A 13,119-nucleotide genomic window follows, 5' to 3' on the forward strand; every position below is an offset into this window, starting at 1 on the left:
TCCCTGAGCCCACAGATACAAGCCCTTCATTTAAGTCCCGCAGGTCAACAGCAGCCAGCCAAGTTCCCATGCTTCCGGTTCTTCAAATAGAATCTCGATATAATAACTAGGTCGATAGGTGTATACACTATCAAATTTTTTCCCTTCGCTGCCCCCTCCGGTAAAGCGGTCAACGGCCAGATAGTCTTGAAGATAAAATTTGCCCGCCTCAATTTCCCAGGCATCAGATATTTTCAGGCGGCTGCCTGCGTGCATGCTGCCGAAAAGCTTGCAGGCCAGGCATTCATTGCCGTTTTTCTTATCCGGTCGGCGGCTGCAGGACCTGCCAGGCTCACTTTCACCTGCAGCCAGTGGGTCACAGGCAACCAACCATCCTGCCAGATTATTTAATTCCGCCAGGGTTCTGCCAATCCGTTCGGTCTGGAAGCGCAATACACCGCGCAAAGAGCTCCCAGGCAGGCACGTCCGCCTTTTCCCTCTTTCCGTAACCAGTAGCGGGAATGAATCATAGGGACTTTCCACCGTCAGAAAGCTTTCTTTCGTCAGAAATCCTTCTTTAAACCTAAGTGTTCCGCTGATAATTAAAAATGTATCGTCCGACCCCGCAAATAGTCGCCGGGCTTCCTCCAACCGCCGGGAAAACCAGTTTGCTATTTCTTGCCCTCCTTGCAAAAACCAGTCATCCGAGGTAAGCAGAGCGTAAAATTGCGTCCACTGGGCCGGCGTGCATTGGGGCAGACGCCAGGCCGCAACATTATCTAAAGACACACGACCGAGGCCGCGGGAACTTTTCCCTCCAAAACGTATACGCCCTTCGCCGATTTCTGCCAGTAAAGCCGCCAGCAGCACTTCCTCCTTGTCCGTAAGCCCGGTTGCCTCCATTCTCAGCACAAGCTGTGCCCCCCGCGCCACGGTTTCATAGTCATACTTTGCGGCCGCTGCACTGTTGGAGGTGCGTGATACTCTGTTTATCCCGACACCATCCCGAATGGAAGTACCGTCTGCCAACTGGATCTCCATGTCATGGACCAGTATTTTGGCAGACAGCCTGTTATTGGATGATCCAGCATCCGGGTAAATATTGCCAAACATTGCGCATGTGGGGCAGTCGCATTCCCTATCCGTTATGCCTGATAAAGACAGGCACTTTTTCTCCCCGCGCAAGGAAGAAAACAGGCGTGTCGCCCTGCCACGTAAGGCCCCGGCAACGGAAGAACCTGGTATTATGAGGGCACTATCCGGCCTCCGGTATATCATGGCATCACAAAGGGGGCTGTCATCGCCGCTCCCGACATGAAGCTGCGTTGCCAGGGTCAGGTTTGCAGCCAATAAAATTCTATCCATTTTCTTCACCCCTTTGCTCCATGCTCACCAGTTTTTCACCCAGCCATTGCAGGCAAAGGGGCCACAAGGCGCCTTTGAGTTGAAAACCGGTATCAGAGTAATTCTTGATCTTGTCTTCCATTACTGCGTAAATATCTTTAACTTTTTGGGCCATTGATTTACCAAAACTTTGAAAATCGTCTTTGTTTCTGTCAGGTATATCAAACTCCTTTAAAATGTTTACACTGCCAAAGGACTCCAGCTTGTTTACTAGGTCATCAATTTCCAGATGGGCATGAGCAAACAGCCACCTTGCAACTTCTCTATACCTTTTGGTGACTTCTTCGCCCCATTTGGGATCAAACACCGGTAGAGTTGAATAATGATACTCCCACAACAAATCGGGTTGTATTTCGTCTTTCCAAATTGCTGTTACATCCGTCCTTTCTTTGAGCCAATCCTCTGGAACCTCAACCACATCTAATTTATCCGTAAGTTCCGGGATCAGGTAAACAGCGTGGTTAAAGGAAATTCTGCCGAAACCTTCGTGGCGTCTGTATCCCCAGCCGCCGGCTTCGAGTCTCTCCAGAGTTTTCTGGCATTCATCAAAGGAAGTATCCGGTGACAAGTCAAAGCCAAGGGCAGAACCTGCTTTAATGGCCAGATCACTAAAGCCCGGTAATCCCGTAACCCCGGAAAAGCTGCGGATTTCTCCGGTCTTTATGAAAACATTGTTAATTTTTCCGACTTTAAGGCCAAGCAGCTGGGACAGGATCTCAGGCGTAAACCGGGAAATGGTTCTTCCCCAGGGATCAGTGATAATGCTGTCTGTCAGAAAAGTAAGGGTGATGCCGCCGGCAGACTTTACCCTCTCTGCCAGCGGCAACGGGTTGAGCCAAGAACCGGCCACAGGTTTTAAATACAGGCGTGTTTTTCCATACCCTCTGGTTATACCCTTCCCCAAGCGTAATGTAATCTCATAGCCTTCTCCCTTTTGTTCGCACAACCGCAAAAGGCCGTTCAGGCAGTCTTTATCCGATGCCGTAATTTCTCCGATGAAATACTGCCCGGCGGACAGTGGTTGGTATGAAAAAAGCCTTCCTTTATCAGCCATGCGTTCCTTTTCTTTCATACCGACATGAGGTGCATAGTCAAAACGGGGATTATAAATGGTATAATCGCCTTCCTGCAGCGGCATATATCCTGCCACCTGCACCATGGGAACATCCTGGTCATCGCACTGTTGGCAGCTTCCCTGGAAGGACCTGTTTGCATAACTGTGTAAATATATTTCACCCTTTTCATTCCGGTGTGGTTTAGTGGCGTAAAAGGGTTTATTTTTGCAAGTGAGAAAATCAAAGGGAGCAGGAAGGCACGGAAATAACCAGTCTGTTTGATATTGTTTGGCGGGATACAATGGAGTAAAGCACACTTTTCCCCGGCGAAAAATATTTAGGAAAAGGTCATAATCTTCACGCATATCATTGTTTTGCACATACCTGGCAGCAAAGGCTCCTAACAGGGTCGAACCGCTGATAAAGGAAATACCATGGTATTCATTGCCGCCAAAGTTTGCTTGAGAGACGATGATCGGTTCCTGGGCCTGGGCTACAACCAGTAACCTGATGTAACCGGCATTCTCCGGCAGATGGCAGGCACCTTCCCGGTAATGCCTGGCATCATGTTTAAAACGCCTGTTTCTTTTTTCCTCCCCTTTTACTAACATGCCAAAATGCTGTAACAGTTCGGCCTGACAAACATCCTCCCCGATGCCCACAACCTTACACAAAGAGATCAAACACCGGCCACAACCCCTGTTGACTGAACTGCCAAGCCCCCGCACCATCCTGGCAGCAGCAACCAAAAGGGCTGCCTGATCCTTCTCCCGGTCACTGCCGGTTATTTGTTCAACAGAAAATTCAAACTCCAGGCCGTTGCTGCCAAACTCCCTGGCATACAATTTCTTGTCTTCGGCCTTCCGTAAAAGCGGATTGAGCTTGACCCCTCGCTTCACCCGGGCAAATTTTTTGTTTCCAAAGGATGTGAGGGCAACAGCAGACACCAGCCGGGCATTGCCGAAGGCCCAGCTTTTAGCCTTTGCCGGCGAACCGAAGATTTCTTCCAGTAAGCACCCTTTCCCTGCCACATGCTCCAACAATTCAGCGGCTGCAGAACGGAACAAGCCGGCCAGCGTTGAGCCTCTGATACAAGGGTTGCCGTTTTCATCCCGCAGCAACACCGAATCAATGGAATTTCCCCATGATTGCCCGGTTGAAGTATGAAACTCTGACAGAAACTTTAATTTAAAGACCATTGTAATACTCATAAATCCTGCACCTTTCCTTTAATGTCCATACCTAAAGTATAGTCCCAGAAATCCATAAGATCGCCAAAACCTGTCCCCCATATTCCATCATTGATATGTTCTGCGCTGCGCATATACAAAAAATCAGGGTCTGCGCTGCCAAGCCTGCGTAAAGCTTTTTCCAGATTATCCCTGTCCTGCGGTTTCCGCCCGGCCCTGTCCAGTTGATAATCCAGTCGCTTAAGCCAGTCCTTTCTTTTTTCATTATCATAATCATTTGGTGAAGGTAAAATAGCCTGATCATACAGTTCATGTATCGCTGCAAGTCTTGAACCAGGAACATCTTTCAAAATCTCCCGGCATTCTAGCAGGTCCAACAAGGGCAGAATAGAACCTGTACTTTCGTCCCGCAAATGATATGTTTGCAATGTATTCAACAGTTTTCCGGGCTTATCCGGTTCTTCCGCCGCTGTTGCTCCTTTTGTAAAAGAAATAAGGCTTAAACTTGCCCCCTGCGTCCTTGCTGCTGTTTTAGCCCGTTCAAGCATCCTGCTTGCTCGCTTATAGGCAAGGGTATGGGGATAGCTGGCCTTACAAACCACCAGCCCAACACACATACCTGCAGCAAAATCCCTTACGCCTATACCGGCCAAAAAAGCATTCAATTCATCAATATAGTGCTGCACAAACTGCCTGGCAAAATCAAAGCTGTAGGGCGCCGCCAAAAGCACACAAAGATCGTCGCCACCCATGATCAGGGGTAACACAGGTAAACCCTTAATTTTAAATTTTTCATCTTGTATTAACCGGTTGATTAGCTTGACCCTTGCTGTGCTAAGAGAGCTGTCAATGATCTCTGGGAGCCGCAAAGATACCTTTCTCATTTGTTCTTTTGAACATTTGCTGAAAAGGACACCCATATTGTTTCCGTCGGCCACCAAATAGGCAACATTGGTATGCGCGTCAAAGCTGCCAAAATAGTCAACTTGTCTATTAATTTCCAGGTCTGCCGCAAGGGTCTGCACAAACAGGCTATGTGAAATATCCTTTATATGGTCAAATCTGGCCGAGCAGCCGGAACAAACGGTTTTCCCTTCGCTCGATTCCCTTTTGCTGCCAAAACCGTGCCCGCATATATCACAATAGGCCAGAAAAGGGTTGTGGATACAAGCTGAAGCATTGGGCGGGTGCATTTTTTCCACCCTTAACCTGCGCTGCGCTTCAACGGAGGCGACAGTAAAATCTGCTTCCTCAAACTGCAACGGTTCTACGACAGTTAATGTCCCTCCCGTTTCCCTCCAGTAATACTCGGCCAGCTGTTCCCCCCAGAGACGGCACTTTTCCTTATCGGAAAAAACAACCCGGAAAGCTCCCCCGTCAGCCACTATAATATCCTCCGGCGGCACGCCGTCCCTTTGCATTTCTTCAGCCATTCGCCGGCACCATTCCGTCAGCAGTTGACTACCGCCGGTTATTTCTTTTTGACGGATGGCCTGGAAAATTAATTCCTGAATTTTATCTACTTCCGCTGCCAACAAATATTTCATCAGCGATGCTTCACCTCCGGCACAAACTCAAGCCCGCAGACCTCTTTTACCTTTTCCCACGGCATTGCCCCATACACCCCTGGTAAGGGTACCTTTTTAAGCCATAATCTAAATTCATCACAGTTTTTCCTCGCTATCTTTAAACATTCTTCTGCCAAATCCCGGCCCACGGGAAGACAACCGTGAACCACTGCATTTCTGATTTCCGCAAGCTTTTCGAGATTATCTAATTGTTCTCGAAATTCTTCCAGTCTTTTTTTTGAACCTTCAGGTAAGGATTCTTCATTTAACTTGTAAATATAATTTCTGTCTTTCGGCTCGTTTTTTCGATTATTTTTATTAAGTAGCAGGTTTCTTTTTTGACTAATTGACAGCTTATGCAAATCAATTTTATCTACGTTCATCCAATCATTATCATCGGATTTTTGTCTTTTTTTGGAAATATACTCACACAGCTTATGCAAATCAATTTTATCTACGTTCATCCATTCATTATCATCGGATTTTTGTCTTTTTTTGGAAATATACTCACACAGCATGGTAACCCTGGCCGTTATCAGCAATTCCGATGCCGCAGCCCCGCGGATGAGGGCGGAACGGTAATCCTCATAATATTTTATTAATCTTTCTGCCTTTGCCAGTTCATCATTAACATATACATATATCTTTTCAGGATCACCAAATATCTTCTCGACACTCTCTTCGCCTATTTTTTTATTTCTTTAGCTCTTTTACTTAATAACAGTTTTTGATCTTCAACGGGCCAATTACCGGAAAATTTATGAATTATTGTGGGAAGGTCTTCGGCAACCGGCATTTCCAATTGTTGATACAACTTTTTGGCTTCGGGATAATCCGCGTTATCCCAAGCTTTATATAATTCAAGCAGTTTTTTTAATTTTTCAGAACTCTTTTTATCTTCTTCTCTGAAATAGCTTTCTTCTTGCATAATCTTCTGAATCCCTTGAAGCAGTTTGAGAGCTGCAGAAAATGAGTGCTTTTGGCATAACTCTTTAATCTCGGTCCAGTCTCTCAAGGCAAATACCTGGTAAGGATTTTTAAACAACGTTGGTTTGCACAGGTAACCATATGGGCGGTGATATCTGGTGCTATACTTGTCAAAATCAATATAAGATATCTGGGTATCTGAATAAGCAGCAAATAAAAAAGCCCCCGCAACCATTGATTTTTTGCCCCCGGTAATATCTATGGTTAAGCCAGAACAGTTGCCAAAATCCCTCTGCAGGTAATCAAAAACCCCCGGGGGGTCATCATTTTCCAAAGAACGCTGATAATCCTTTATTTCCGGTCGGTAATCGAACTTTTTGTAAATTTTTTCCACTAGCTTGGTGAGCATTTGAAATCTATACTTTCCTTTATCAGACCCATATTCTTTATTCACTACAAAAGCCACTGTTTTGGGTTGCCAGTAACACATAGCGATTAACAACGGTTCCACTGTATGTCCCACCATCAGGACAAGGTTTTCAACCAAACCTTGTTCAGACCTTTGACCGCCATAAGAGGATCTTATATGCTCCAATTCAGATGGTAATAATTCCTCAATGTATACTTCCAAATACGTTTTGTCATCCTGCCCATTAGAATATTGCTGCCAAAATAAGTCCGTCTTTTTCTCCAACTGCTCGTTATAACTTCCCCGTCCCTTAACCATAAAATTCCCTCCTTACCTACCTACAAGGACTTGAGAAAACACCGTTATCGGTGTTTTTCTCCTTTACCACTCTCTACCACCTCCACACAGCCAAATCCCTGGCTGTTCTTATTCCCCATCCCTGCGTCCACCGCCATTTGCAGCAGTTCCTTCGGTCCGGTTAGTTCCATCCTGCCGGAATAACCTTTGATGATCGTCCCTTTGTAATTAACAATGTTCATTTTTACAGGGCCCATTGGTTTTACCTTCACTGTGCCGGGCGGGGCTGCCTGATTGTAAAACGCCAGGTATTTTTTCCGCAGGTTGTTTTCAATCAGGCTGTCGTAATCGGGGTCTCCCGGCTGAAAGTAGCAGGTATATTTTCGCCCGTCAGGCCGCAGGAACGTGCTGTAGGCGACAACCGGTGACAAGGTTTTTAAGATCACCTTGTCTCCCGGCACCGTAAACTGCTGAACTGTAACGGCTTTCACTTCGACGCGGTGCGTCCCCAGCCGAATTTGTCCCCCGGTCAACAGCCCGTTGGCGATGGACTGGCAAAAATCACCCACCGGGGAGGAAACCGTCAGAACGATATCTCCGGCAAACCTCAGGGTGTTTTTTTCTTTATTGGCATCGAACCTGCCGTTCACCTTGGAAAAGGCAAACAGCTTGAACCGCCGGCTACCACTTTCGTAGCCCTTATCGTGCAGAAAAGCCGCCAGTGCCGGGTCAATGGTTCTGTATAAGGCAGCTTGTAGTAAATGGTTGTAATGTACCGGCAATTCAAGTTCTTCCTGTGGAGCTAATGTAATAAATAGGTGCATCCTCTACCACCATCCGGTTTTTTAATGTTTTTCCATTAAAATTTATAAGATTTTTATCTAAATTTATTTTATCAAAACATTAAGTCAAAAAAGCTAAATGTATGTCGAATAGTAAAATAAAAAAGATGAATATACGGCAGGCGGGTAATGGCAGGGCTGCCAGGAATTGTGGGTTTATTTTTATGGACAAGCTGTGTTAGTCTTATAACCGACCCCGCCACCCAGATGGTTTTTGCTTGTTAACAGGTAAAACTCCAGACAACGTAAGGCTTTTAAAAAGCTTTCATTGAAAGGAGTGGAATCTAATGAAAAAATTAATCACGTTGTCGGTGCAATCTTTACAAACAAAAGGTTTACTAAAAAAGGTCATTGCTTCAGCTCTGGCTGTTTCAATACTGTCAGTATCAATGTTTCCTTTTTACCCGTCAGCAGGAACTGACAATCAAACAATCCAAGCGGCCGAAAAAGAAAATGAAAAACAAAATGACACCGGAATCATGAACAAACCGCAAATTCAAGTGGCAGATGCTTCTTCTAAGGATTTGTCACAGGTGAACAGACCTCAAAGAAAACCCCAAGTTTCCAGGGGGAATCTAAATCGCGATGAAGTGATCCTGCTGGCCATGGTCATCGAAGGCGAAGCAGCCGATGAACCCTATCAAGGAAAAGTGGCGGTGGGAGCTGTCATTCTGAACCGGATGGAAAGCAAAAAGTTCCCCGAAACATTGTCTGGAGTAGTTTATCAGGGATTGGCCTTTGAGTCAGTTATGAACAGCCAGTACAAGCGACCTTTGACCACCGAATCCATTAAAGCGGCCCAGGCCGCCATCCAGGGCTGGGACCCCACCAACGGGGCCCTGTACTTCTGGAACCCGGCAACCGCTAAAAGTAAATGGGTTTGGTCACGGCCGGTAACCGGCCAAATCGGGCGGCATGTATTTGCCAAATAAAAGTACAAAGAGGGACATTTCCCGGGTGAAGCCGGGAAATGTCCCTCTTTGTTTTATCCTAAAAAGCCACTTCCAAATGGCCGATTTCGTCTCCGCGGTGGTTTTTCAGCGTGGGCCGCCATAAATGGCGCAGGTCCTCAAATTCAGCATCTGTGATATAGTTTAATTGCTTGAGTATTTGAATCACTACCGGGTCAATGGCCCTGAAACTTCCATCCTCAATTTTTAGGGCCAGCCCGATGCCCTGATTCACGATACCAACGCAGTAAACCCCTTCAGCCCCCAGTTTGGCCACCACTTTACCCTTGGTGACTTCCATCAGAACGGTATCCAGGCGGTCTGTACCGGCCACAAAATACGGATGGGACGTCATGGCATCACGGATGGTATTGAGAGCCTCAACCATGGCCTGGTCAAAATATCCTTGGGGTAACGACAAGCGGGCATAGGCTGCTGCCATATTTCGAATGGGCAAACCAAAGACCGGTACCCCGCAGCCGTCTATGCCAGGTATACCCGGTCAGGCGAGAGGGCAGCACATTGACAGATGGCGTGCAGCATTTCCTGTTGCACCGGGTGCTCTTTATGGATATAACCTGTTAAAGGGGCTTCCAGAAGCAGTGTGAGAGCCAGCATGCCGCTGTGTTTTCCTGAACAGGCGTTGTTTAAAGCTTCAAATATTTTACCCGAGGCCAGAAGTTTCTTAGCGCTGGGAGATGCATGGGCGCAGAGGAACCACAATCCAAATCCGATTCCGCCAGGCCAAGTTTTTGCAAGATACCCTGGACGGCCTTTACATGCCGTTCTTCTCCGCCGTGAGATGAAGTAAAGAGTGCAATTTCAGGCCCGGTTAAGCCAAATTTTTCAACCACATCCCGTTCGATTAAAGGGATGGCCTGAAATGGCTTGGCGGCGGAGCGCCAGTACGTGACATGGTCCGGGTTGCCAAGACTGAAGAGGGTTTTGCCGTCCCGGTCCGTAACCACCAGGTGGCCGCGGTGCTGAGATTCAACAAGGTCTCCCCGAATAACTTTTACCAGTATTTCTACCAATTTTTATTCCTCCCGGCATTAACATACACAAAAAATATTATTTCTATCAAAATAAGAGTGTTTCCTTCAAAACCCAATTATATCATACTTTGACGAAAAGTCTTTTCCTAAAGCAGCCACCGGCATCGGCGGGATAAGAAGAAAAAACCATGGAACATGGAGGAAACAATGATTACTAACAAAAACCTTTTACTATGACGGTCTACATCCTTAAAATGATTCATGAAAGTAAAAAACCCACTGCCTGAACAGTGGGGTCAGAAAAAGCTGTTATTACAGGAGCCAGATAATAAAGACCACCTGGGCAATTCCCAGGGCGGGTATACCAAAGGCAAACACCGTTTTTCTGGTTTTATGGTGAGCAAATTTCATACCCAGGTATCCGCCCAATGCGCCACCGGCCAAGCAGGCAATGATGAGACTTCTTTCGGATATACGCCATCCTCCTGTGGCGGCATACCACTTATCCAGATTGAACATGATGAAAGTCAAAATATTGATGCCGATCAGGTAGAAAAGTAAAACTTCCATCCGTATCCCTCCTCATCGTGCCATAAAACTAGTTATTAAATATAGTATAAAGGAATATGATTTATTTTGTCTAATAAATTTTTATAAGGTCACTATTTGCTGCCTGAAAGGGGAATTGTGATGAAACGGTTGGTTCGATCCCGCTCCCAAAGAATGATTGCCGGTGTTTGTGGGGGAATTGCTGAATATCTTGATATTGATCCCACAGCGGTGAGGGTTCTCTATGCAATCCTTTCCGTGCTGTCTGCTGCCTTCCCGGGCATCATTATCTACTTACTTTTGGTGTTTATCATACCCTTGGAATAAACGAAAAGGTAACAATTGTCATTCGGCAGGATCCTCCTGCCCTTTTTATTTCACTGCACAGGAAATCAAAGTCGGCCCGGCATATCTACGAACCGGTTTCTTAATTTATTAGAGGAAAGAAATATAAGTGTTTTTCTGTAAATAATATTGACATTTGATCCTAAGAGGTATAATATAGTTATGAACAAATGTCAATAAAGGATGTTAAAGAAATGGCAAGACCACCCAAATGCCGTCAAGTTGCAAGGCTGCCTGCTGTGACCTATTTTAAGCCTCAGGGTGTTCCTATGAGTCAGCTGTCCGAAGTTATTCTCACGGTGGAAGAAGTGGAGGCCGTTCGCCTTTGTGACCTGGAAGGGCTGGAGCAGGAGTTGTGTGCGGAAAAAATGGCCGTTTCCAGACCAACCTTTCACCGAATTATTGCGGGGACAAGGAAAAAGATAGCGGATGCTTTGATTAACGGTCTGGCCATCCGGGTTGAAGGAGGAAATTTCAGGGTTTCCTCCTGTAAATTGATCTGTAATCAATGCGGCCACCGGTGGGAAGGGACTTTTTGCCGTCGCCATACCACATGTCCCAGTTGTCAATCCCGAGATTGGGAAGACCAGCAGGAATGAACCCTTCGGCTTTGAGGAGAATGTATGGAGAGATATCGCTGCCTGCAATGCGGGAAAATTGTGGAGTATTTAAAGGTTTATCGTAAAGGGGCAAAAGAAGCTTTGCTGTAACTGTGGCGGCTGCTTGGAACCTTTGCATAACCGACTTATTATACACCAAGGAGGAGAAACCTATGAAAATCGCCATCCCGGCAAGGAACGGCCAAGTGAATGAACATTTTGGAACCACTGAAGAGTTCGCCATCATTGAACTGGAAAACGGTAAAGTGAAGAATACCCGGATTCTCTCCAACGAAGGGCTGCAGCATAACCACGGCGGCATTGCCAATATGCTGAGAAATGAAAGCATCGAAGCCATCATCTGCGGAGGAATCGGCGGCCATATGATTCAGGCCCTGCGACAATTAGGCCTGAAGGTTGTCAACGGGGCCGCAGGTCCCCTGGAAAGTGTCGCTGAGGCCTATGCCGCCGGCACGCTGGTAACCCGCCCCGTTCAATGCGGCTGTGGCGGCGGACACCAACACCATCACCATCATCATCATGACGGCGGCTGCAATCACTAATGAGGCAAAATAAAGGACCCTGTGCCCGGCACAGGGTCCTTTTGCCATGTCGTTTAATTTTATAACAGCCCCATTTTCCTGTCTGCCTCCCCCTTAACTCCGGACGGTGGTCCGGATGAGCAATTAAACCCGGCAAGCAACTGAATAGAAGGGATAAATAATTGCCACAATAGTTTTGTAGAGGAGAAAGGTGGCGGCACCATGCCCTGGGTGATCACGGCTGTTGTATCATGGGTTGTTTTTTATTTTTTGGTGGATGTGAGTCAATTAAGAAGAACCATTTTTGGAGGCATTTTTACACTGGCCCTTGGCTCCCTGGTAGACTGGGGAGGTCAGGAATTAAACTTTTATAAATTTTATGATGTCATCATTCCCTGGGCCGGTTGTTCGATCTTTTATCAGTTTGGCCCGATCTTTGTCATTGGTATAATTTTTACACAGTATTTACCACGCAAAAAATCATTACAGATCCTTAATATTTTTGTGGTTGCCTTTTTATATTTATCTCTGGAAAGACTGATTTTACAGACCCCTGTTGCGGAATATCGAAACTGGCACCTCTTAGCCAGTCTTACCGTAAATATTGGCGCCTTTACGGTATTAACATGGTTTGCTCAGACCTTTCGGTTAGCCCCTTATTATATAAAGGACGTTTCTTTTAAGGATGAATAACCCCGGTTCGTGGAACCGGGGGTTATACGTCAATGAAGCCTTAGTTGCTAATGGGGAGAGTCACCAGCCAGCGCAGGTATTGTTGGGGCAGCCCGAAAAACTGGGCGCCGCTGTACATTTTTTCTATATACTGCCGGCTTGGTAAAAAGGCGCCTTCGGAAGTGGTTTTAAAGCTGTCGCAACAAAGGGTACCAAAGCTGGTCTTGACGGCTGTACGAATTTTACGGTACGGGTCCACCTGGTTTTGGTTTTGTTCCAGAACTGCCTGACCGTTGGCAGGCAGACAGTAGATAACCCCCCAAACACTGTCGTTGGGGGATCTTTCCAGGCCGGCAATGCCGCCACCCTGGCTGGAGCGTTTGTTAAAGACAAGCCTGTGTCCCTCTAAAAGGGCCCGGCAAAGAAAGTGGCTCCCCGGACAACGTTCACGATACATCCGGTCGGGATTGAGATTGGCTCCGTAGGCAAAATACAATCTTCCCTCCCCGGCTAACTCAGCCAGGTAGTCTGCCACCATAAGATCAACCTTTTGTTTGCTCTCCTTGGGGGTCAGGTAACGACAGGACCGCGGGTCAGTGACTTCTTCATCAAGGGAATAGATAAGCTGTTGTTCCTCCAGGGAACGAATTACATCCGCCAGTTCTTCGGCGGTAAAATTACCCCTGCCGGCAATGGTCTGAAAAGAGGGGGCGTTGTCTGCCTCTCGAATAATGCTTAAGACAGCGATAGATTTATCGATCTCTGACATAAGAAAACCCTCCTCCGGATGGAAATG

Annotated in this window: 14 protein-coding genes and 1 pseudogene; 5 read left to right on the plus strand and 10 right to left on the minus strand. The window is 46.6% G+C overall.

Annotation, left to right across the window (positions count from 1 at the left end; all coding sequences use genetic code 11):
- Positions 1 to 30: 30 nt before the first annotated feature.
- The 6 genes from P378_RS01725 to cas6 form a co-directional block, all read right to left on the minus strand.
- A complete protein-coding gene (locus P378_RS01725; protein ID WP_099082062.1) occupies positions 31 to 1,344 on the minus strand; it encodes an RAMP superfamily CRISPR-associated protein in 1,314 nt (437 codons plus the stop codon).
- Complete coding sequence (locus tag P378_RS01730; protein WP_099082063.1) at positions 1,337 to 3,649, minus strand: RAMP superfamily CRISPR-associated protein; 2,313 nt, start codon at positions 3,647 to 3,649, stop codon at positions 1,337 to 1,339. The genes P378_RS01725 and P378_RS01730 overlap by 8 nt, the downstream gene beginning before the upstream one ends.
- The gene (locus P378_RS01735; protein ID WP_099082064.1) at positions 3,646 to 5,175 is read right to left on the minus strand and encodes a Cas10/Cmr2 second palm domain-containing protein; all 1,530 of its coding nucleotides are present in this window, start codon (positions 5,173 to 5,175) and stop codon (positions 3,646 to 3,648) included. Before P378_RS01735 ends, P378_RS01730 begins: the two co-directional genes overlap by 4 nt.
- Entirely contained in the window at positions 5,175 to 5,738 is a 564-nt protein-coding gene (locus tag P378_RS01740) for a hypothetical protein (protein ID WP_099082065.1), read from the minus strand. The genes P378_RS01735 and P378_RS01740 overlap by 1 nt, the downstream gene beginning before the upstream one ends.
- A 143-nt stretch (positions 5,739 to 5,881) precedes the next feature.
- Positions 5,882 to 6,850, minus strand: coding sequence for a hypothetical protein (locus P378_RS01745; protein WP_099082066.1), 969 nt, complete (start codon positions 6,848 to 6,850; stop codon positions 5,882 to 5,884).
- 44 nt (positions 6,851 to 6,894) lie between these two features.
- Positions 6,895 to 7,653 carry a CRISPR-associated endoribonuclease Cas6 gene (cas6, locus tag P378_RS01750; protein ID WP_099082067.1) on the minus strand — a complete coding sequence of 253 codons (759 nt, stop codon included), beginning with the start codon at positions 7,651 to 7,653 and terminating at the stop codon, positions 6,895 to 6,897.
- A 305-nt stretch (positions 7,654 to 7,958) separates the two neighbouring features.
- Between cas6 and P378_RS01755 the strand changes: the two genes are divergently transcribed.
- Positions 7,959 to 8,603 carry a cell wall hydrolase gene (locus P378_RS01755; protein WP_099082068.1) on the plus strand — a complete coding sequence of 215 codons (645 nt, stop codon included), beginning with the start codon at positions 7,959 to 7,961 and terminating at the stop codon, positions 8,601 to 8,603.
- 58 nt (positions 8,604 to 8,661) lie between these two features.
- Here P378_RS01755 and P378_RS20525 read toward each other — a convergent pair whose 3' ends face one another.
- The 3 genes and pseudogenes from P378_RS20525 to P378_RS01765 all read right to left on the minus strand — a co-directional run bounded on the left by P378_RS20525 (position 8,662) and on the right by P378_RS01765 (position 10,186).
- Entirely contained in the window at positions 8,662 to 9,078 is a 417-nt protein-coding gene (locus P378_RS20525; protein WP_238472742.1) for an asparaginase, read from the minus strand.
- A gap of 26 nt (positions 9,079 to 9,104) precedes the next feature.
- Positions 9,105 to 9,589 (minus strand): annotated as a pseudogene (locus tag P378_RS23895) (asparaginase).
- Positions 9,590 to 9,928: 339 nt separating this feature from the next.
- Positions 9,929 to 10,186, minus strand: coding sequence for a DUF1294 domain-containing protein (locus P378_RS01765; protein WP_099082069.1), 258 nt, complete (start codon positions 10,184 to 10,186; stop codon positions 9,929 to 9,931).
- A 120-nt stretch (positions 10,187 to 10,306) separates the two neighbouring features.
- On the opposite strand from P378_RS01765, the gene P378_RS01770 reads away from it, so the two are divergent.
- From P378_RS01770 to P378_RS01785, 4 genes are all read left to right on the plus strand, one after another.
- Positions 10,307 to 10,492: a PspC domain-containing protein gene (locus P378_RS01770; protein ID WP_099082070.1), complete on the plus strand. Its 186-nt coding sequence runs from the start codon at positions 10,307 to 10,309 to the stop codon at positions 10,490 to 10,492.
- Between the two features lie 212 nt (positions 10,493 to 10,704).
- On the plus strand, positions 10,705 to 11,109 hold the full coding sequence (locus tag P378_RS01775; RefSeq protein ID WP_099082071.1) for a DUF134 domain-containing protein: 405 nt from the start codon (positions 10,705 to 10,707) through the stop codon (positions 11,107 to 11,109).
- A gap of 173 nt (positions 11,110 to 11,282) precedes the next feature.
- Complete coding sequence (locus P378_RS01780) at positions 11,283 to 11,672, plus strand: NifB/NifX family molybdenum-iron cluster-binding protein (protein WP_099082072.1); 390 nt, start codon at positions 11,283 to 11,285, stop codon at positions 11,670 to 11,672.
- Between the two features lie 201 nt (positions 11,673 to 11,873).
- Complete coding sequence (locus P378_RS01785; RefSeq protein ID WP_099082073.1) at positions 11,874 to 12,344, plus strand: CBO0543 family protein; 471 nt, start codon at positions 11,874 to 11,876, stop codon at positions 12,342 to 12,344.
- A 40-nt stretch (positions 12,345 to 12,384) separates the two neighbouring features.
- Here the strand turns inward: P378_RS01785 and P378_RS01790 are convergent, their stop codons facing one another.
- On the minus strand, positions 12,385 to 13,092 hold the full coding sequence (locus P378_RS01790) for a gamma-glutamylcyclotransferase family protein (protein WP_099082074.1): 708 nt from the start codon (positions 13,090 to 13,092) through the stop codon (positions 12,385 to 12,387).
- Positions 13,093 to 13,119: the final 27 nt, after the last annotated feature.

It is taken from the genome of Desulforamulus profundi, from assembly GCF_002607855.1.